Origin of the sequence: Pseudomonas sp. TNT3 (genome assembly GCF_010095445.2) — a bacterium.
Lineage (GTDB): Bacteria > Pseudomonadota > Gammaproteobacteria > Pseudomonadales > Pseudomonadaceae > Aquipseudomonas.
Genome location: NZ_WFGV02000015.1, coordinates 51302 through 72133, shown reverse-complemented (window position 1 = coordinate 72133; position 20832 = coordinate 51302). Strand labels below are relative to the sequence as shown.

Below are 20832 nucleotides of genomic sequence, written 5' to 3'. Positions count from 1 at the left end.
TGTTTTTTGTGGCGAGGGAGCTTGCTCCCGTTCGGCTGCGCAGCAGTCGTATATCGATGGGGCGGCTTCGCCACCCAGCGGGAGCAAGCTCCCTCGCCACAGAAGTGTGTTCACCTGCAAATGTTGTCTGGCATGCCGTCCAGTGCTCAGAACAGGTACGATACCCGCCTGATTTTCCAGTCTTGCTATCGGAGTTGCCCATGAGCGCCGTCAATCGCGCAGCGGTGGAAGCCGTCCTTCGCCAATACACCGACCCTTATTTGAACCAGGACCCGGTCAGCGCCGGGTGCGTGCGCAGCATCGACGTCCAGGGTGATCGTGTCAGCGTCCAGCTGGAACTGGGCTACGCCGCCGGTCTGTTCAAAAGTGGCTGGGCACAGATGCTGCAAATGGCCATCGAAGGCCTGGAGGGCGTGACAAGCGCCCGTGTCGACATCACCAGTGTCATCGCTGCGCACAAGGCTCAGGCACAGATCCCGGGCCTGGCCAACGTCAAGAACGTAGTGGCCGTGGCTTCCGGCAAGGGCGGCGTGGGGAAATCCACCACCGCTGCAAACCTGGCCCTGGCCCTGGCCCGCGAAGGCGCCAAGGTCGGGATTCTCGACGCGGACATCTATGGTCCGAGCCAAGGCATCATGTTTGGCATCCCTGAAGGCACCCGACCAAAGGTCAAGGACCAGAAGTGGTTTGTGCCGATCGAATCCCATGGTGTCGAAGTGATGTCCATGGCGTTCCTGACTGACGACAACACGCCGATGGTCTGGCGCGGCCCGATGGTCTCCGGTGCGCTGTTGCAACTGGTCACCCAGACCGCATGGGGCGACCTGGATTATCTGGTCATCGACATGCCGCCAGGCACCGGTGATATCCAGCTGACCCTCGCGCAGAAGGTCCCGGTGGCCGGTGCCGTCATCGTCACTACACCGCAAGACCTGGCGCTGCTCGACGCACGCAAAGGCGTCGAGATGTTCCGCAAGGTCAACATTCCGGTGCTGGGTGTCGTGGAAAACATGGCCGTGCACATCTGCTCCAATTGCGGACATGCCGAGCATCTGTTCGGCGAGGGCGGCGGTGTGAAACTGGCCAGCCAGTACGGCGTCGAGTTGCTGGCGTCGTTGCCACTGGCGATGGCGATCCGCGAACAGGCCGATGGCGGCAAACCGACGGTAATCGCCGAGCCGGACAGCCCTATCGCAATGGTTTACCAGGAGCTCGCTCGCCATGTCGGCGCGCGGATCGTGTTGCAGGAAGCGGTATCGCCGGCGATGCCGAACATCACCATCAGCGACGATTGATGACCTGAAACACAATCAACTGTGGGAGCTGCCTGTGGCGAGGGGATTCATCCCCGTTGGGCGGCGCAGCCGCCCCAAAAAACTGGGGCCTGCTTCGCAGTCCAACGGGGATGAATCCCCTCGCCACAGGTAGCTCCCACATTGATCTGAGAGGGCTTTAGATACGCAGCCCGCCATCCATCTCCAGAATCCGACCGGTGTAGTAGTCGTTCTCGAAGATGTAAGCAGCCGAATGGGCGATCTCTTCCGGCTTGCCCATGCGCTTCAACGGAATCCCCGCCGTCATCTTCTCCAAGGCCTCAGGCTTCATGCCCAAGGTCATTTCGGTTTCGATAAAGCCCGGCGCAATCCCCGCCACACGAATGCCGTAGCGTGCCAGTTCCTTGGCCCAGGTCACGGTCGCCGCCGCGACACCGGCCTTGGCGGCGGAATAGTTGGTCTGACCGACATTGCCTGCGCGGGAGATCGACGAAATATTGATGATCGCACCGCTGTTGTTGAGCTCGACCATTTTGGCCGCCACTTCGCGGGTGCACAGGAACACGCCGGTCAGGTTGACGTCGATCACGGCCTGCCATTGGGCCAGGGTCATCTTGGTCATTTCGCCGTCTTTCACCTTGATCAGCAAACCATCACGCAGGATCCCGGCGTTGTTGATCAGGCCATGGATCGCGCCGAAGTCTTCAGCCACCTGAGCGACCATGTGCGTAACCTGCTCTTCGTTGGCCACATTGCACAGGTAGGCGCGGGCTTCAACGCCCTTGGCCTTGCACGCGGCGACGGCGTCATCGAGCTTTTCCTGGTTCAGGTCCACCAGCGCGAGTTTCGCGCCTTTGCCGGCGAAATACTCGGCCATGGAACGGCCTAAACCCTGGCAACCGCCCGTGATAATGATTACTTTGTCAGTGAGTTGCATTCGCATGCCCCGGTAGTAGGTCGCAGTGGTCTTATTTCTAGAAGGCCTCTCGATCTGCACCTGATAACACCCGGCTGCACATGAGAACTGCCCCGATGGCGTGCTGGAACTATCACCAGGCGCCTGTCCGTTTTTTCGACGGATTCTATATAAGGAGTCATAAATTGAGCGTTGAAGCGGCCAAGAATGCCCGAGAATTGCTTCTCAAGGAATACCGTGGAGTCTTGTCGACCCACTCCAAGGCCATGCCGGGTTTTCCTTTCGGATCTGTCGTTCCGTACTGTTTGGATGAGCAAGGCCGGCCGCTGATCCTGATCAGTCGAATTGCCCAGCACACGCATAACCTGCAGAAAGACCCGAAATGCTCCTTGTTTGTAGGCGAGCGCGGAGCCGAAGACGTGCAAGCCGTGGGTCGACTGACCTACCTGGCCGAAGCCGAGAAGCTTGAGGACGCTACCGCGATAGACGCGGCAGCCGAGCGCTACTATCGCTATTTCCCGGATTCCCGGAACTATCACCAGGCTCACGATTTTGATTTCTGGGTGCTCAAACCCGTACGCCATCGCTACATCGGCGGTTTCGGTGCGATCCACTGGGTTGATCATTTGACCCTGGCCAACCCGTTCGCGGGCAAGGCTGAAGTAAGCATGGTCGAGCACATGAATGCCGATCACACCAAGGCCATCGCGCACTACGTTGAACTGGCAGGCCTGCCGAACACAGAACCGGCGCTGCTGGCAGGTATCGATACGGAAGGCATGCACCTGCGCATTGGTCAAAGTCTCTACTGGCTGCCGTTCCAAGCCCCGTGTAATACGCCGACACAAGTGCGCGAAGCCTTGGTTTTTCTGGCTCACGCCGAGCATTGGCCAAAAAATGAAGTGGCCGACGCTTGAATTAACGAAACGGCGACGTCATCTAGGGAACACTGGCAAGGCATTCTTGCGTTGAGGAACCATTTGATGCGCCCTTTTTTATTGCTCTTTGTACTGTTTCCGGTGTTGGAGCTGTTCGTATTCGTCAAGGTCAGCGGAGCGATCGGGTTTTTCCCGGCCCTCCTGCTGGTCATTCTCGGCTCGATGCTCGGTGTATTCGTGCTGCGTATCGCCGGTCTGGCCACTGCGCTGCGCGCTCGTGAAAGCCTGAACCGCGGCGAGTTGCCGGCCCAGACCATGCTCGAAGGGCTGATGCTGGCATTGGCTGGTGGCCTGTTGATCCTGCCGGGTTTCGTCACCGATGTGCTGGGCTTGATCATGCTGTTGCCGATCTCCCGTCGGCTGCTGGCCAATAAAATGCGCCGGCGTGCCGAAGAGCAGGCCATCCGGCAGCGTGCGTTCGCCGATGACCTGCAATCCCGTGGCGGTCCGGCCCCCCGCGAGCCTCTGGGCCGCGAGCCGAACGTGATTGAAGGCGAGTTCGAACACCGCGATCCCAAGTAACCGCTTCACTGCACGGCACCTTCGGGTGCCGTGTTCGTTTTCGGGGTATCAAGGTAAAAAAATTTCGATCCCCGCTCTTGTAATAAGCTTATGCGCCCTTATGTAACGGTCACCGCAAGGTTTCTGGCATTCACGCCAGACAGACTTCCGCGTCTCGCTTGTCGAGCCGCACCCGGCACCGCCGGATTTGTTAAACCCGCCGGGACTACACCGGCCGATGAAAACCACAATTAGGAGAGATCGACAATGAAGCTTCGTCCTCTGCATGACCGCGTCGTCATCCGTCGCAGCGAAGAAGAAAAGAAAACCGCTGGCGGTATCGTCCTGCCAGGTTCGGCTGCTGAAAAAGCCAACAGCGGCGAGATCCTCGCTGTCGGTACCGGCCGCGTGCTGGAAAACGGTGAAGTGCGCGCACTGGCCGTTAAAGTGGGTGACAAGGTTGTGTTCGGTCCGTACTCCGGCAGCAACACTGTGAAAGTCGACGGCGAAGACCTGCTGGTAATGGCTGAGAACGAGATTCTCGCTGTTATCGAAGGCTGATTCCCCGCTCATTTTCCCGCTACTACAAAGTATTTAAGGAATATCGATCATGGCTGCTAAAGAAGTTAAATTCGGCGATTCCGCCCGCAAGAAAATGCTCGCCGGTGTCAACGTCCTGGCTGACGCAGTAAAAGCGACCCTGGGCCCTAAAGGCCGTAACGTGATCATCGAGAAGAGCTTCGGCGCTCCGACCATCACCAAGGACGGCGTTTCTGTTGCCAAAGAAATCGAGCTGAAAGATCGCTTCGAAAACATGGGCGCGCAGCTGGTCAAAGACGTTGCCTCCCGTGCCAACGATGACGCAGGCGACGGCACCACCACCGCTACCGTTCTGGCTCAATCGATCGTCAACGAAGGCCTGAAAGCCGTCGCTGCCGGCATGAACCCGATGGACCTGAAACGCGGCATCGACAAAGCGACCATCGCTATCGTCAAAGAGCTCAAAGCCCTGTCCAAGCCTTGCGCTGACACCAAGGCAATCGCTCAGGTCGGCACCATCTCGGCCAACTCCGACAGCTCCATCGGCGACATCATTGCCGAAGCCATGGAAAAAGTCGGTAAAGAAGGCGTGATCACCGTTGAAGAAGGCTCGGGCCTGGAAAACGAACTGTCGGTTGTTGAAGGCATGCAGTTCGACCGTGGCTACCTGTCCCCGTACTTCGTCAACAAGCCAGAGACCATGACTGCCGAGCTCGACGGTCCACTGATCCTGCTGGTCGACAAAAAGATCTCGAACATCCGCGAAATGTTGCCAGTACTGGAAGCCGTTGCAAAAGCCGGCCGTCCACTGCTGATCGTGGCTGAAGACGTTGAAGGCGAAGCCCTGGCGACTCTGGTTGTGAACAACATGCGTGGCATCGTTAAAGTCGCAGCCGTCAAGGCTCCAGGCTTCGGCGACCGTCGCAAGGCAATGCTGCAGGACATCGCTGTCCTGACTGGCGGTACCGTTATCTCCGAAGAGATCGGTCTGAGCCTGGAAAGCACTACCCTGGAACACCTGGGTAATGCCAAGCGCGTCATCCTGTCGAAAGAAAACACCACCGTGATCGACGGTGCCGGCGTTGAGGCTGACATCCAGGCTCGCGTTCTGCAGATCCGTCAGCAAGTGGCTGATACTTCTTCCGACTACGACCGTGAAAAACTGCAAGAGCGTCTGGCCAAGCTGTCCGGCGGCGTTGCAGTAATCAAGGTTGGCGCTGGTTCCGAAGTTGAAATGAAAGAGAAGAAAGCCCGCGTTGAAGACGCCCTGCACGCTACCCGTGCAGCCGTTGAAGAAGGCGTGGTACCTGGCGGCGGCGTGGCACTGGTTCGCGCTCTGCAGGCAATCTCCGAACTGAAAGGCGACAACGCTGATCAGGACGTTGGTATTCAGTTGCTGCGTCGCGCTGTTGAAGCGCCACTGCGCCAGATCGTTGCCAACTCCGGCGACGAGCCAAGCGTAGTTGTCGACAAGGTCAAGCAGGGTTCGGGTAACTACGGTTACAACGCTGCTACCGGCGAATACGGCGACATGATCGAAATGGGTATCCTGGACCCGGCTAAAGTGACTCGTTCGGCTCTTCAGGCAGCGGCTTCCATCGCCAGCCTGATGATCACCACCGAAGCCATGATCGCCGAGATCAAGGAAGACGGCCCAGCTGGCGGCGGTATGCCAGACATGGGCGGTATGGGTGGCATGGGCGGCATGATGTAAGCCAGCCTTACCCCTGTACTAGCTTAACCCTATAAAAATGCCCCGCCTGCGAAAGCAGGCGGGGTTTTTTAATGCCCTCAATCTGGTCTGCCGAGGAGACCGAGTCGCGGCCATCGCGGGCAAGCCACGCTCCCACAGGATCAGCATCACCCTGTGGGAGCGGGCTTGCCCGCGATGACGCAGGATCAGGCACTGATGGGTTGTACTTTGGTCGCGCGTTCAGCCTTGCAAGCCGGCCGATACAGAACGTAGTAATACGCCCCCAGACAAATCAGCCAGCAAAAAATCGCCGTCCACACATTGTGCGAAAAGAAGTGCGCGCCCTGCATCATCCGGCTCACCGAGAACACCGACCCCAGCGCAAACGCAAAGACAAACGCCTTGCGTGCCAGCTTGGGTCGACGATCACGCAGCACAAAGAACAGCGCAAACAACGTGAAACCCGTCGCCGCATGACCACCCGGCCAGCAACGTCCAGGTTTATCGGTGGCCGGGCGCGGGCTCAACAATTCGCTGTAGGTCTCATGACCACCGAATTGCTCCAGGCTCCATGGGCACTGAACCGCGGTCACCGCCTTGACCGGCGTGACAAAAGACGTCGCCAGCGCCAGCGACAGCACCAGGCACCCCAGCTCCCGCTTGAACGGTTTGAGCTTCTCCATGAAAAAAGAACCGATGAAGCCGAAGATGGCCAGCACCGAGAAAGCAATGACCACCTGTTTCGCGCGGTCGTGCAGGATGTTTTCCAGGAAGTAACTGTGTCGTCCGACGAAAGCACCGGCGGCCGGGTCATAGAACAGGTTGGCCAGGGCCATGTCCAGGTCAGTCAGTTCGAGCAGCAGCAGAACAATTGCCGCGACAGCAGGAACCCCAAGGCACACCCAGAAATTGAGAGGGCGCGAGGCGGGGCGGGCAGAGGTGGGCACCATGGCAATTCCTTGTTCTGTGAAGTGTTCTGTGAAGTGTTCAGAAAGCGCAGCCGCGCGGAGTTTGAACCGGACTCTGTCGTCTACGTGTGAATCGATAGTGAAAAAGTCGTCAAGGCTCGAACAGGCTTGCATGGCCAATTTACATCTGCACACAGTCCTAGCCCTGAGCCTGACTTGGCCTTAAGCTGCGCGGGCCAAGACGGCCGTCATTGTGTACGGAGGAGTTACCCATGCGAATTCTATTGGTTGAAGACAACCGCGATATCCTGGCCAATCTGGCGGATTACCTGGGGCTCAAAGGCTACACCGTGGATTGCGCGCAAGACGGTTTGTCAGGCCTGCACCTGGCGGCCACCGAGCACTATGACCTGATCGTGCTCGACATCATGTTGCCCGGTATCGACGGCTACACCCTGTGTAAACGCTTGCGCGAAGATGCCCGCCGCGACACCCCGGTGATCATGCTCACCGCTCGCGATCAACTGGACGACCGCCTGCAGGGCTTCAAGTCCGGTGCCGATGACTACCTGATCAAGCCCTTCGCCCTGTCTGAATTGGCCGCAAGAATCGAAGCGGTGATGCGCCGTGCTCAAGGTGGCGGTCGGCGTACGTTGCAGGTCGGGGACCTGGCCTATGATCTCGATACTCTGGAAGTCACCCGCGAAGGTCGCTTGCTGAAACTCAACCCGGTCGGCCTGAAGTTGTTGGCCGTGTTGATGCAGAAAAGCCCGCACGTCCTGCGCCGGGAAATTCTCGAAGAAGCGCTGTGGGGCGATGACTGCCCGGACAGTGACAGCCTGCGAAGCCATGTCCACCAGTTGCGCCAGGTGATCGACAAACCGTTCGCCAAACCGTTGCTGCAGACCGTTCACGGTGTCGGTTATCGCTTGGCCGAGGGTCGAGATGGAGTTTAAACAGAGCCTTGCTCAACGGATCATCATTGCTTTTGCGCTGATGAGCGCGTTGGTTGCGGGCGCTTTCGCCATGGGCATTGTGGCGACGGTGCACCTGGTGGAAGAAAAACTGATCTCGGCAGGATTGGGCGGCGATCTACAGCGCCTGCTGCTGATGGACAGTGTCTCGGACTGGAGCCATCGACCGGAGCCGGACCAGCTGTTTTATTTCAGCGGTGGGCCTGGCGACTTCGACTTGCCCAAGGATTTGCGGCATCTGGAGCCTGGTTTTCACGAAGTTTTTCGCGAACAGCTGTCGTATCACGCAATGGTTGAAGTCGTCGATGGCCGACGTTACGTGCTGATGCAGGATCAAAGTGATTTCGAAGAGCGTGAACGGGTGCTGTTTGCCGTCGTGCTGGTGGGTTTTGTACTGAGTCTTGCGTTGGCAGTATTTCTGGGCTGGGTGTTGGCGCGCAGAGTCATGGCTCCTGTCGTGCGACTGGCTCGCCAGGTACGTCATCGCGATCAACTGCTGGGCCTGGCTCCGCCACTGGCACCTGACTACGCCGCCGATGAAGTGGGCGAATTGGCCGTGGCCTTCGACGCTACGCTGGGACGACTGCGCCAGGCATTGACCCGGGAGCGCCTGTTCACCAGTGACGTCAGCCATGAACTGCGCACGCCGTTGATGGTACTGGCCAGTTCCTGCGAGTTGTTGCTGGAAAACCCTGGCCTCGATCAGCGCGGTCACGCCCAGGTCGAGCGAATCGCTCGCGCCTGCGAGGAAATGCGAGAGCTGGTGCAAACCTTCCTGATGCTGGCGCGTGCGCAACGCGAAGACGCCAGCCAGACGCTTCAGCAAAACCTTGGCGAAGTGGCCGACGGGTTGCTCAATCTATGGCGCGAGCCCATAGAGGCGAAAGGTTTGAAGCTGATCTTTGAACCGGGTAATCCCGCAGACACCTGCTACAACGCCACGCTGTTGCACGCAGTCATGGGTAACCTTCTGCGTAACGCACTGCACTACACCGAGTACGGATTTATCCGCTTGACCCTGACACCCACCGGTTTCCTGGTCGAAGACAGTGGTGTCGGGATTCCCGAGGAAAAGCGCGAAGCGATGTTCGAGCCTTTCGTGCGCGGGACCGAGAAACGAGGGGAAGGTTTGGGGTTGGGGCTTTCGTTGGTGCAACGTATCTGTGAAAACCAGGGATGGGTCGTCAGCTTGACGACCATGGAACCCAATGGCTGTCGTTTCGAGGTCCAACTTCGTCCCTCGGGCCTGCGCTGAAAAGTGTTCAATGGGTAGCGGCCCATGGCTACTACTCGATTCTGTAAAATTTAGAAATACTTCCCCGACTTACATGACAAATGTTTCACAAAGTAATGACCTGACACTGACAAGACCCTACCTAAGGTAGTCGTCATCAGCAGTTAGGAGATTTGATGATGGATGAGCCAATCAAACTTGATTTTTCCGAGAAGTATGACGATCAACATGCGCAACGGTATCTGCGCAAACACAAGGATGGCCTGGGCCGTCGTCTTTCTCACTGGCGTGACGAGCAAATGGCACGAAAGGCGCTTTCCCTGGTCGGAGAACCGGGGCTAGTCCTGGATTTACCCTGTGGCGCAGGACGTTTCTGGCCGTTGCTGGCGGAAAAATCCAATCGGGCAATCATCGGTGCCGACAACTCCGAGTCAATGCTCAAGATCGCTATGAGCGCGCAACCGGCCGATGTGGTGAAAAGGGTACAACCCTTGCACACATCTGCTTTCGACATCGCCTTACCTGATAACGCCGTCGACAGCATTTTCTGTATGCGCTTGCTGCACCACATTGGTGAAGCCGAGCATCGATTGGCCATTTTGCGTGAATTCGAGCGCGTCACGCGTGACAGCGTGATCATTTCACTGTGGGTGGATGGCAACTTTAAAGCCTGGAAACGCAAGCGTTCTGAGAGAACGCGTGGGCAAGAAGGTTACCAAAATAGGTTTGTGTTACCAGCTGTTACGGTCGAGAAAGAATTTGAGCAAGCGGGTTTCCGCATCCAGGAACAACTGGATTTTTTACCGCTCTATGCCATGTGGCGAGTTTACGTATTACGCAAGAGGTAACAGGATGGCAGTGCAATGTGCACCAGAAACGGAGGTCGCGTCCGGCGATCGGTTCGACTATTTCTGGAATCAGCGCGGTGAATGGGTAGAAGAACCTAACGTGCGTCGCGGTGGTGAAAGCGGCGTTCAGCGCGTCCGGGGCAGCGATGGTCAACTGCTGTACGCCAAGCGTCAGACCGGGCATATCTACCGCAGCTGGCTGCACCCGTTCGGACGGCCGACCGTCTTGCGCGAACTGGATGCGCTGACCGGTTTGCGCAAGATCGGCGTACGCGTTCCTGAAGTCGTTTTCTGCGGTGCTCAACGCGATCCTGTGCACAAGTGGCGCGCCTTGCTGGTGACGAAGTCGCTGGACGGCTTTGAGGAAATCGAACATTGGTACGCCGGCGGTGGTCGCGAGCGTTCAGGTGAGGCGGTACACGACCGGGTGCTGAAAGATCTGGCAGACAATCTGGCGCGGATGCACAAGGGTCGCTGGCAGCACAGTTGTATTTACATCAAGCATGTTTTTGTCCGTGTCACGGGTGAAGGCGAGGCGGCCAAAGTAGAGGTCGCATTGATCGATCTGGAGAAGTGCCGACAGCGTCTGACGGCTCGCCAGGCCGCGGCCCATGACATGAAGCAATTGCGCCGCCACTCGTCGTTCAGCACGACGGATTGGAAAAAACTGGTCTACCTTTATGAGACGGCGTTTGGCAGCGCTATCAAGGGTTTATAGCAATGAAACTCGAAATTGCACGAGGTGTGTTTCTGATAGGAGCCTTGGCAGTTGCTTCAATTGCGGTGGCGGCTTGGGAGCAGCCCCGCACGCAGGTCCTCAGTTCGGTGAGCGGCGACGCTCACTGTCCGCTGCCACGGGTCGCGAAAGCATCCGAAGCGTCCCAACCCGATCATGACCTGTTGCTGTTCATGTTCGGACTTTCCCAGGGAATGAGGCCGCAGAGTTGAACAAATTGAAGCCCAAATAAAAGGCCTCGCAAATGCGAGGCCTTTTATTTGGGCTTGAATCAGCCGCCGGACTGCTGTGGAAGCGGTGAACCCTGTAGCAGCTGCCGAGCCTGCGAGGCTGCGTCGGGCTGCGAAGCGGCCCCCGAGGACGGTCCTGCGGACCGTAACGCAGCTTTGTGCCTCGGCAGCGGCTACAGGAATCAGCCCTTTCCAAAGAGTTATGCGTGTTCCTTTGGCTTGTCAGGTTTCGCCAGCAACGTATACACGCACGGCAATACAAACAGAGTAAACAGCGTCCCGATCGACATCCCCGTGGCGATGACCGTGCCAATGTCGAACCGACTGACAGCCCCCGCGCCGGTCGCGAGGATCAATGGCACCATACCAAACACCATCGCCGCCGTCGTCATCAAGACAGGCCGCAAACGGATGGCCGCCGCTTCTTCCACGGCCTCGCGCGCCGTCAACCCTTTGTCCTTGCGCAGCTGGTTGGCGAACTCGACGATCAGAATCCCGTGTTTACTGATCAACCCGATCAGTGTCACCAGCCCGACCTGGGTATAGATGTTCATGCTCGACCACCCCAGGAACAGCGGAATCAACGCCCCGCAAATCGACAGCGGCACCGTCACCAGGATCACCAGCGGATCGCGGAAGCTTTCAAACTGCGCCGCCAGCACCAGGAAAATAATCGCCAAAGCCAAGGCAAACGTCACCCACAGCGCACTGCCTTCCTGGACAAACTGTCGCGAGGCGCCGGCATAGTCGATTCCAAACCCGACCGGCGCTTCTTCCCGAGCGATCTGGCGGACGGTGTCGAGCGCTTCGCCCATGCTCACTAAAGGCACGCCGGACAGGCGGGCCGTGTTGAGTTGCTGGAACTGGTTGAGCTGCCGCGGTCGCGCCCGGTCGGTCACGGTGATCAAGGTCGACAAGGCCAGTAATTCGCCCTTGGTGTTTTTCACGTAATAGTTGTTCAGCCAGTCGGGGTTGTCCCGGAAGGGCCGTTCAACCTGGGCAATGACTTTGTAGCTGCGACCTTCAATAGTGAAACGGTTGATCTCGGCCTCACCCAGCAACGTCGCCAGGGTTCCGCCCAAGTCCTGCATGGACACGCCCATCTGCGCCGCTTTGGCGCGATCGATATCCACCACCACTTCGGGTTTGTCGAAGGCCAGGTCGACGTCGACGAAGGCGAACTTGCCTGATTCTACGGCGCGTTTTTTTACCCGCTCCATCACCTGTGCCAACAACTCATAGTCGTTGGCGGTGTTGATGGCGAATTGAAACGGCAGTCCTTCGCTCGTGCCTGGCAACGAGGGCAGGTTGAAACCGAACACCTGCAGGCCGGAAATTTTCTCCAGCTTGCCCTGAACCTCCGGCAGGATCTCCATCTGGGTACGGCTACGATCACCCCATGGCTTGAGCAGGAAGCCGCCAATTCCCGATTGCACGCCATCGAATCCATTGATCTGAAAGGAAGAGTAGTACTCGGGAAACTCCTTGAAAATGGTAATGAATTCGTCGGTGTAGGCGTTCAGATAGTCAAGGTTGGTCGTTTTCGGTGCGTTGGCCAACATGAAAATGATGCCCTGATCCTCGTCGGGGGCCAGTTCCGACTTGGTGAATTTGAGCAACACCGGAATCAGGCATAACACGATGACGGCGAACACCAGCACCACCGGCCGGGTATTGAGCGTGCCGTGCAGCATGCGTTGGTAGCGGCGTTTGAGCCCTTCGAAAATCCGGTCCAGTCGATGGGCAAGCCCGCTGGGATTCTCGTCATGGCGCAGCAGATAGGCGCACATCATCGGCGACAAGGTCAGGGCCACAATGCCCGAGATCACCACCGCGCCGGCCAGGGTCAGGGCGAACTCCTTGAACAATGCTCCGGTCAGCCCCGTCAGGAAGCCGATGGGGGCGTAGACCGCCGCCAGGGTGATGGTCATCGAGATCACCGGCATGGCGATCTCCCGGGCACCTTCGATGGCGGCATCCATCGGCGTCTTGCCTTCTTCGATGTGCCGGTGAATGTTCTCGACCACCACAATGGCGTCATCCACCACCAGGCCGATGGCCAACACCATCGCCAGCAGGGTCAGCAGGTTGATCGAGTAACCCATCATTTGCATGAAGAACATCACGCCGATCATGGACAGCGGGATGGTCACCACCGGAATCACCACCGACCGCAGGGCGCCGAGGAACAGGAACACCACCACAATGACGATCAGTACGGCTTCGAACAGGGTTTTCACCACTTCATCGATCGACGCCTGAATGAACAGCGTCGCGTCGTAGGCGATTTCACCTTTGAGGTTCGGCGGCAGCTGGGCTTCCAGTTCCGGCATGATCTTGCGCACTTCCTTGATCACGTCCAGCGGGTTGGCGCCCGGTGTCGCCTTGATTCCGATGTACACCGAAGGTGTGCCGCCGAAGGAACTGATGGTGTCGTAGTTTTCCGCGCCCATTTCCACCCGCGCCACATCGCTGAGCAGTACCCGGCTGTCGCCATCGATCTTCAATGGAATGGCAGCGAAGGCTTCAGCCGATTTGAGCTCGGTGTTGGCGTTGACACTGGTGACCACGTACTCGCCTTTCACTTCGCCGGCGGCGGAGAGAAAGTTGTACTGGCGCACCGCGTTGGTCACATCGCTTGCGGTCAGGCCGAAACCGGCCAGCTTGACCGGGTCCAGCCACAGGCGCATGGCGAAGACCTGGTTGCCGAGAATCTCGGCTTCGGCCATGCCGGGCAATGTGGCCAGTTTTGGCTGGATCACCCGCGACAGGTAGTCGGTGATCTGTGGGTTATTCAGTTCCTTGCTGAAGAAGCTGATGTACATCAGCGCCGAAGCGTCCGCGGCTTCCTTGCTCAGCACCGGGTCTTCAGCATCCTGTGGCAGCTGGTTCTTGACCTCGTTGGCTTTGGCCAGCAATTCGGTAAACAGACGGTCGGTGTTGGCGTCGATACGTGCGTGGATCGAGATCACCGAGAAATTCTGGCGACTGACCGACGTCATGTAGTCGATACCCTCGGCGCTCGCCAGGCTTTGTTGCATCGGTTGGGTAATGTAGCCCTGGATGGTTTCGGCGTTGGCCCCGGGGTAGGCGGTGGTCACCGTAATCAGGGCGTTTTCCATCTGTGGGTATTGGCGCAGCGGCAGCTTGCTCCAGGCCTGGAACCCCAGCAGGACAATCAACAGGCTGACCACGGTGGCGAGCACCGGGCGACGGATGAACGGGTCGGTAAAAGCCATGGGGATTCCTTGATCAGTCCGCGCGTGGCGGGCTGTTCTGCTCGGCTAAAGTCTTGTCGTCGCTGATGGCAATGGGCGCGCCGTTGTCCAGTTTGATCTGGCCGGCCGTCACCACTATTTCGCCTTTGCGCACACCTTTGGTGATCATCACCTGTCCATCGCGGCGCTCACCGGTTTCGATGAAACGTCGTTCGGCGATGAGGACCGGTTGGCCCTTGTCGTCTTTTTCCGGCGTGCCGTCTTCGCTTTTCTTCTGTGCGACCACATAGAGCGAATTGCCGTAGAGCGTGTAGGTGATCGCGCTTTCAGGGATGACGATTCGCAGCTGCGGGTCAGGCAGCAGCACTTGCAGGCTGGCGAACATGCCCGGCAGCAACTTGCCGTCGGGGTTGGCCAGGGTGGCGCGAACCTGAACGTTGCGGGTGGTGTTCTCGACTTTCGGGTTGATCGCACTGATCAGGCCGGGGAAAGTTTGCGTCGGGTAGGCAGCGACGATGATCTGTACCTGTTGGCCGACGGCGATCTTCGGTACCGACTGCTCGGGCACGAAGAAGTCGACATAGAGGCTGCTGAGGTCTTGCAGGGTGGCGATCATGGTGCCAGTGGCGAGATAGTCACCGATGTCCACCTGACGAATACCGATGGTCCCGCTGAAGGGGGCGACGATGCTTTTTTTGCCGAGTGCAGCCTTGAGTTGATTGACCGTGGCCTTGCTCTTTTTCTGCACTGCCGACAGTCGGTCGAACTCACCCTTGGAAATGGCCTGGCTGCCGACCAGCTGGCTGCCGCGTCCGTAATCGAGCTGGGCCAGCCCCAGGTCGGCCTGCGCCGTTTCCAGCAACGCACTTTCCACGGCGCTGTCGAGTCGCAGGAGTGGTTGGCCGGCCTTGACCTTTTGCCCTGACTCGAACTGCAGCTCGATAACAGTACCGTCGGTCTCCAGGCTCAGGTCCACGCCTTGCAGCGCCTTGAGCGTGCCGACAGTGGGTAGACGGGCTTGCCAGGGTTTTTCGGTGGCGGTGGCCACGGCGACGCTTATTGGCGGTTTCGGCGCAGTGAAGCCTTGAATCATCGTATAGATGGAAAAGGCTTTGTAAGCGGCCAGCACCAGCACAACTAGCAGGACAACACCCAACATGATCAGCATGCGGCGACGCAGCATATTTCCACTTCCTTGGAGAAAATCAGGGCATACAGTGCCGCACATTACTCCGAGTGTGAGGGTGTTTCCAACTGGCAGGTTTTACAGGTAGTCATAAGGCCCGGGGGAGACCTGTGGGAGACCTGTGGGAGCCGAGCTTGCTCGCGATGGCGTCTTTCCATTCAGCATCAATGGTCAGTCATAGACCGCTATCGCGAGCAAGCTCGGCTCCCACAAAGGGCAGGGTGAGTCACATCAGGTGAAGATGGTTATCCCAGAGCCCTGCAGGCAGTTCCAACGGTTTTGCGACCAGATCGTCCTGACGGCAATCGTAGTAGCGGCAACGGCCCTGGCCCGAGGTCACGACGAAACCATCGGCCACCGCCCCGACCCCGGCGCAATCGGGAAGTGGCGCATCCAGGTGCACTTCGCCGCTGTCCAGGTCCCAGATGAAAAATCGATTGCCCCGTGGAGCGGTCAATGCGACCAGACGCAATTCGCTGTGCACCGCAACGCTTGCGGTGTAGTGCCCCATCGCCTGGAGCTGGTGCTCAGGCACGGGGAACGCCACGAACGGTTGACCGGGACGCTTGATCGCCAGCAACTCCGAAGATTCATGGGAAGCCCCCATGAACTGCTGGCCGGCGACGATGGTGCCGTCGCTGGCGATCCCCAGATGGCGCACGCTGTTCATCTGCTGGGCCAGGGTTTCCTTGCTGAGCAGGGCGCCGTCGCGTTGCATCAATACCAGGCTCGGCTCCATGGCATCGAGATTCATCTCGACCCGGCTTTCGGCCTCGGTGCGAATCCCGCCGTTGGCCACCACCAGGGTTTCGCCATCGGGCATCCATGACACCTGGTGCGGACCAATCCCGTGAGTGGAAATCTCGCCGCGGTGAACCAGGCGCTCACCTTCGAATGCGTAAACGCCGAGCAAGCCACGGCCTGGATCGGACGTGTCGTTCTCGGTGGCGTACAACCAGTCGCCGCTCTTGTGAATCACTGCGTGACCGTAGAAATGCCGATTCGGCAGCGACGTCACGGTTTGCAGCAAGGCGCCGTCACGCAAGTTGATCAGGTAGCTTTCGGTGCCCGGACGACGAGCGACAAACAGTGCAATGGGCAGCGTCGGATGATTGATGATGTCGTGGCAACGCTGGCCGACCTGGGTGGCGAACACCCGCGTGCCGTCCAGCCGATAACCGACGGCGTAATGCTTGCCATCGGTATCGTCCCGCGCCGACAGCAATAGCGGGCTCTTGTCCTTTTGCTTGAACAGCGTCCAGCCGCCCAGTGTCACTGCTCCCAGCAGCAAACTACCTAAAGTCAGAGCCTGACGTCGCAGCATCGCACTTGCCCTCATCAGTCACCGTCGTTGGCGTTGAAGCCCAGTTGAATGCCCAGCGCCTTGGCCAGTTCGCCTTCGTGCAGGCGGTGGACGACGTTGAGGCTGTCGTAGATATCGTTGAGTTGCTGGCGGCCGGCATCGTCATTGAGCATTTCTGTCAGCGAGCGCTGGTTGCTGGCAAACAGTTTCAGGGACGCCGCGTAGGCAGCGTCGATCTTGTCGGCCAAGGGCTTCTGATCGCTTGGCAACAGGCCACGCAGGCCTTTGTTGTCCACACCTTCCCACACGGATTTGGCGGCGGCGAGGCTGGCTTCGAGGCCTGTCAGCGACGATTGGCTGCGCCATGCATCAGCCTGGAACGGTTGCGGCACGCCTTTGCTCTGACGGCCCATCGGGGTGCCGAGTTTTTTCTTCAGGGAGTCGAGGGCGGTCACCTGCACGCGCAGCAAATCGGCGATGGCTTCGTGAGAATCGGCGTAGCGCTGGTTCGGGAACTTGCTCATCTGCGCGAGCATGCCGTCGGTGTTGTTCCAGCTTTTCAGAATGTCTTCGGCCAACAGTTTCTGGTGCTCGCCGATCGCTTTGAGCAATGGGCAGTACTTGGCTTTTTGCGCGTCGCTGGCGACGTCGGGCTTGCTGTCGAACAGGATGTATTCGTAGGCCGAAAGCCCTTGAACCACAACACTCGACTTGGCCAGGGCAGCGGCGTCAATCTGCGGTTGCGCAGTGACCAGTTGCTCGACCTGACGGCCGACGAGGTTTTTCTTGTCTGGCCAGAACTGCACTTGCCACGCCCGGTTGCCCTCGGCCAGCGGACCGATCAACAGCGGTTGCAGTTCGGCCCAGGCTTTCTGCGCGTGCAGGAAGTCGGCGCGAGCGGTGTCGAGGTCTTGCTTGCCTTCGCAATAGGCGAGCGCACTGACGGCCAGTTGGCGGTCGGCTTCAACCCAGCGAGTGTAGGTCGGCAGGATCACGGATTTGGCGATGGCCGCCGACGTGACCGCTTGCGGATCCTGTGGCGAACACGCGCCCAAGGCGAGTGCGGCAAGGCTGGTAAATAGCAATTTTGGACGGAACATGTAGGGCTCCCGCTGATTGAACGCGTATTAAAGGGAATTCAAAAATGCCAGCAACGCGGCGCGCTGCTCGGCATTGAAAGACAAAACCTGTTGCTGCGCCGCTGTCGCCTCGCCGCCATGCCAGAGCACGGCCTCGAGCGCATTACGGGCGCGGCCGTCATGCAAAAACCGGGTGTGTCCACTGACCGCCTGCGTCAGGCCCATGCCCCACAATGGTGGCGTACGCCATTCGCGGCCACTGGCCTGGAATTCGGTACGGTTATCGGCCAGACCTTCGCCCATGTCATGCAGCAGCAGATCGCTGTACGGGCGAATCACTTGATTGGCCAGCTCAGGTTCCGCGGCATTGGCGGCAGTGGTGTATTTGGGCGTGTGACAGGACTGGCAGCCGGCCTGGAAAAACAGGGTCTTGCCGGCCAGCACTTCGGGCGCGCCGACATCGCGGCGCGCTGGTACGGCCAGGTTGCGGCTGTAGAACAGCACCAGGCGCAAAATATTGTCGCTGACTTCCGGTTCGCCATCGGGACCGTTGCCGTTGGGGGCCTGCTTGCAAGCGGTTTGCGTGTCGGTGCAGTCATCAATCGGCCTCAAGCTGGTCGTGAGGCCCATGTCACCAGAAAACGCGTGAACATTTTGTTGATTGAGGTTCGGTTGGCCGGCTTTCCAGCCAAATCGGCCAAGGACGGTTTTCTGTTGGGCGTCATCCCAGACCTGGTTTGGACGTCCGCTGACGCCTTTGTTGTCTTTCGCCTGAGCCTCGGCATTGGCCAGGATTGCCGATTCGGGAATGGCTTCCAGCAGTCCCAGGCCAATCATCGGCGGGGCAACGCGTGCGGAAAAACGCGTGTCGGGGTGCATCGGGCCATAGCCGAGCTGAGTGATCTGCAGGGTCGGCTTTTGCAACTCGATTTCGGTGCCGTCCTTGAAGCGAATCGGCACCGGCGTGTAGTCGACACGCACCTTGCCTTCCGGGACCACGCCGGGCACTGACATGTCCTGGAACTGCCCGCCATAGACGGGCTCGGGAACCACCCCCAGTTGCTCGATGACGTTGGCAAACGCCGGTGCATCGGGAATCGACAGCCGTACAAGCATTGAAACGGCATTCGACGCGCCGGGCGCAGGCGGATGACCGCGGCCGTCCTTGATGTGACAGTTCTGGCAGGCGTTGGTGTTGAACAACGGGCCGAGGCCATCCCGCGCGGTGGTGGTCGAGGGGGCGATCACCCAGGGATTGCGGAAGAAGCTGTTGCCGACGCTGAAATCCACCCGCCGGGAGGGCGGCAGATTGGCGGACGGCAGGGAAAAGGAATTCTGATCGGTCTTGCGCACGGTCGTGCTGCCACCGGACCGGGCTTCACCGGGTTCGGCCTTGGTAAAACGCGGGGCGTCATCGCAGGCACTCAGGCCCAGGGCCAGAAACAGTGCGGACAAGCGAAGAAGCAGCGAGGGCATCAGACATCCTGCAAGACGAGCAAAACAAGGGCGCAAAGTCTAACAGGGCACGGGAGATTGAATAAGAGGAATTATCGTTTGGTTGATGTGGGGCATGGTTTTCATGTGAGACCGAGGCGCCGCCATCGCTGGCAAGCCAGCTCCCACAGGGATTGTGGTGTGCCCGGTTTTGCGAGCGCCGACGAATCTGTGGGAGCTGGCTTGCCAGCGATGGGGCCATCAGCGTCACGCAAAAATCAGGCAAGAAAAAGGCGACCCGGAGGTCGCCTTTCTGTTCAGTCAGCGTTGATCAGAACTCGTGATCAGCGTTGTCCGGGTTCAGGTCGCCGATGCCCAGTTTGCCAGCGGCGGCTTCGATCGAACCGGTCTGCTTGACCAGCGAAGCGATGGCGTCGCGGACGATCTGGTTGCCAGCGGTGTTGCCGGCAGCGATCAGTTGGTCGTAGTGCTCACCTTTGTTGGCGTGATCAACGATGACCTGCATTTTCGCTTCGGTCGCGGCCAGGTCGGCTTTCAACGCGGTGTCGGCGGCCGGGTCGGCTTTGGCCACCAGGGACGACAGGCTTGCGCCAGTCATTTTGGTGCCGTCCGTGCGGGTGTATTCGCCCAGGTACACGTTACGAATGCCTTTGGCATCGTAGAACTGGGAATTGTGCGTGTTGTCGCTGAAGCAGTCGTGTTCGTCTTCCGGGGAGTTGGCTTCCAGGGAAACCTTCATGCGCTCGCCCGCCAGTTCGCCCAGGGACAGGCTGCCCATGCCGAACAGCATTTTGCGCAGGCCGGATTCACCCGGTTCGGCTTCCAGCGTGGCGCGGTAGTTGTCGGCCACGTTCGGCTTCCAGTTGCCGACCATTTCTTCCAGGTCGCTGACCAGCAGTTGGGTCACGGACTTCAGGTAGGCACGACGACGGTCGTTGTGGCCGCCAGTAGCGCCGGCGCCTTCCAGGTAGTCGGACGCTGGACGATTGCCCGCGCCAGGGCCGGTGCCGTTCAGGTCCTGGCCCCACAGCAGGAATTCGATCGCGTGGTAGCCGGTAGCAACGTTGGCCTCGGAACCGCCCAGCTCGTTCAGGCTGGCGAGTTTTTCCGGGGTGATGTCCTTCACGTCGATCTTGTCTTCGCCGACCTGAACTTCGGTGTTGGCGATGATGTTGGCCGTCGCGCCCGGGTTACCCAGTGCGTGTTCGTAGGATTTGTCGACGTAGTCGATCAGGCCTTCGTCCAGTGGCCAGGCATTCACCTGACCCTCCCAGTCGTCGATGATGGTGTTGCCGAAGCGGAAGACTTCGCTCTGCAGGTACGGAACGCGAGCGGCGACCCAGGCCGCCTTGGCGGCTTTCAGGGTGTCGGCGTTCGGTTTGGCGAGGAAGGCGTCGACGGCGGTTTGCAGGGTTTTCGCAGTAGATTCGGCATCGCTGTAAACGGCGAAAACCATGTCGGCGTAATGGGCGACAACGGCTTTGGCGGCGGCTTCGTCGACTTTACCGGCAGCGGCAGGTGCAGCAGCCGGGGCGGCTGGAGCGGTGGTGCTGGCGGCTGGAGTCGGCGCTGGTGCCGCGGCGTTCTTGTCTTTGCCTTCGCCACAACCGGCGAGGGAAATAGCGATGGCCAACAGACTGGCGGTAGCCAGAGGCATACGAATCATGGCGAACATCCTGCTTCGAGAGGGGGTGGAATGGCGCTGTCAGCGCGCAAAGCTGCGACATAATGCAAATCTTTCGCATTATGTGTAAAGGGTTGTAGGTGGAAATATTTCTTATTCACAGACAGGTCAGGCG

At 59.1% G+C, this 20832-nt stretch carries 18 protein-coding genes; 10 read left to right on the top strand and 8 right to left on the bottom strand.

Going from position 1 to position 20832, the window contains the following annotated elements; all coding sequences use genetic code 11:
* Positions 1 to 200 precede the first annotated feature (200 nt).
* Positions 201 to 1295 (top strand): iron-sulfur cluster carrier protein ApbC, encoded by a 1095-nt coding sequence (apbC, locus tag GBC55_RS11700; RefSeq protein WP_162439425.1) that lies wholly within the window; start codon positions 201 to 203, stop codon positions 1293 to 1295.
* A 157-nt stretch (positions 1296 to 1452) separates the two neighbouring features.
* Here apbC and GBC55_RS11695 read toward each other — a convergent pair whose 3' ends face one another.
* Positions 1453 to 2211, bottom strand: coding sequence for an SDR family oxidoreductase (locus GBC55_RS11695; RefSeq protein WP_162439426.1), 759 nt, complete (start codon positions 2209 to 2211; stop codon positions 1453 to 1455).
* A gap of 164 nt (positions 2212 to 2375) precedes the next feature.
* Here GBC55_RS11695 and GBC55_RS11690 point away from each other — a divergent pair, with 164 nt between their 5' ends.
* The 4 genes from GBC55_RS11690 (at position 2376) to groL (ending at position 5883) form a co-directional block, all read left to right on the top strand.
* Entirely contained in the window at positions 2376 to 3107 is a 732-nt protein-coding gene (locus tag GBC55_RS11690; RefSeq protein ID WP_162439427.1) for a HugZ family protein, read from the top strand.
* Between the two features lie 66 nt (positions 3108 to 3173).
* A complete protein-coding gene (locus GBC55_RS11685; protein ID WP_162439428.1) occupies positions 3174 to 3650 on the top strand; it encodes an FxsA family protein in 477 nt (158 codons plus the stop codon).
* Positions 3651 to 3896: 246 nt separating this feature from the next.
* Positions 3897 to 4190 carry a co-chaperone GroES gene (locus GBC55_RS11680; RefSeq protein WP_054045166.1) on the top strand — a complete coding sequence of 98 codons (294 nt, stop codon included), beginning with the start codon at positions 3897 to 3899 and terminating at the stop codon, positions 4188 to 4190.
* Positions 4191 to 4239: 49 nt separating this feature from the next.
* The gene (gene groL, locus GBC55_RS11675; protein ID WP_162439429.1) at positions 4240 to 5883 is read left to right on the top strand and encodes a chaperonin GroEL; all 1644 of its coding nucleotides are present in this window, start codon (positions 4240 to 4242) and stop codon (positions 5881 to 5883) included.
* Positions 5884 to 6068: 185 nt separating this feature from the next.
* On the opposite strand, the gene GBC55_RS11670 is transcribed toward groL, so the two are convergent.
* Positions 6069 to 6812 carry a phosphatase PAP2 family protein gene (locus GBC55_RS11670; protein ID WP_162439430.1) on the bottom strand — a complete coding sequence of 248 codons (744 nt, stop codon included), beginning with the start codon at positions 6810 to 6812 and terminating at the stop codon, positions 6069 to 6071.
* 230 nt (positions 6813 to 7042) lie between these two features.
* On the opposite strand from GBC55_RS11670, the gene colR reads away from it, so the two are divergent.
* The 5 genes from colR (at position 7043) to GBC55_RS11645 (ending at position 10774) form a co-directional block, all read left to right on the top strand.
* Positions 7043 to 7726, top strand: coding sequence for a two-component system response regulator ColR (gene colR, locus GBC55_RS11665; RefSeq protein WP_162439431.1), 684 nt, complete (start codon positions 7043 to 7045; stop codon positions 7724 to 7726).
* Entirely contained in the window at positions 7716 to 8999 is a 1284-nt protein-coding gene (locus tag GBC55_RS11660) for a HAMP domain-containing sensor histidine kinase (protein ID WP_162439432.1), read from the top strand. Before colR ends, GBC55_RS11660 begins: the two co-directional genes overlap by 11 nt.
* Positions 9000 to 9157: 158 nt before the next feature.
* Positions 9158 to 9826, top strand: coding sequence for a class I SAM-dependent methyltransferase (locus GBC55_RS11655; protein ID WP_162439433.1), 669 nt, complete (start codon positions 9158 to 9160; stop codon positions 9824 to 9826).
* Positions 9827 to 9830: 4 nt separating this feature from the next.
* On the top strand, positions 9831 to 10544 hold the full coding sequence (locus tag GBC55_RS11650; RefSeq protein ID WP_162439434.1) for a lipopolysaccharide kinase InaA family protein: 714 nt from the start codon (positions 9831 to 9833) through the stop codon (positions 10542 to 10544).
* A gap of 2 nt (positions 10545 to 10546) precedes the next feature.
* Entirely contained in the window at positions 10547 to 10774 is a 228-nt protein-coding gene (locus GBC55_RS11645) for a hypothetical protein (RefSeq protein ID WP_162439435.1), read from the top strand.
* A 218-nt stretch (positions 10775 to 10992) separates the two neighbouring features.
* Here the strand turns inward: GBC55_RS11645 and GBC55_RS11640 are convergent, their stop codons facing one another.
* From GBC55_RS11640 to GBC55_RS11615, 6 genes are all read right to left on the bottom strand, one after another.
* Complete coding sequence (locus GBC55_RS11640) at positions 10993 to 14031, bottom strand: multidrug efflux RND transporter permease subunit (RefSeq protein WP_162439436.1); 3039 nt, start codon at positions 14029 to 14031, stop codon at positions 10993 to 10995.
* A gap of 13 nt (positions 14032 to 14044) precedes the next feature.
* Complete coding sequence (locus GBC55_RS11635) at positions 14045 to 15193, bottom strand: efflux RND transporter periplasmic adaptor subunit (RefSeq protein WP_162439437.1); 1149 nt, start codon at positions 15191 to 15193, stop codon at positions 14045 to 14047.
* Between the two features lie 229 nt (positions 15194 to 15422).
* Complete coding sequence (locus tag GBC55_RS11630; RefSeq protein ID WP_162439438.1) at positions 15423 to 16520, bottom strand: DUF1513 domain-containing protein; 1098 nt, start codon at positions 16518 to 16520, stop codon at positions 15423 to 15425.
* A 14-nt stretch (positions 16521 to 16534) separates the two neighbouring features.
* On the bottom strand, positions 16535 to 17599 hold the full coding sequence (locus GBC55_RS11625; RefSeq protein WP_162439439.1) for an imelysin family protein: 1065 nt from the start codon (positions 17597 to 17599) through the stop codon (positions 16535 to 16537).
* A gap of 27 nt (positions 17600 to 17626) precedes the next feature.
* The gene (locus GBC55_RS11620) at positions 17627 to 19054 is read right to left on the bottom strand and encodes a di-heme oxidoredictase family protein (protein WP_162439440.1); all 1428 of its coding nucleotides are present in this window, start codon (positions 19052 to 19054) and stop codon (positions 17627 to 17629) included.
* A 289-nt stretch (positions 19055 to 19343) separates the two neighbouring features.
* Complete coding sequence (locus GBC55_RS11615) at positions 19344 to 20699, bottom strand: imelysin family protein (RefSeq protein ID WP_194692609.1); 1356 nt, start codon at positions 20697 to 20699, stop codon at positions 19344 to 19346.
* Between the last annotated feature and the right edge of the window lie 133 nt (positions 20700 to 20832).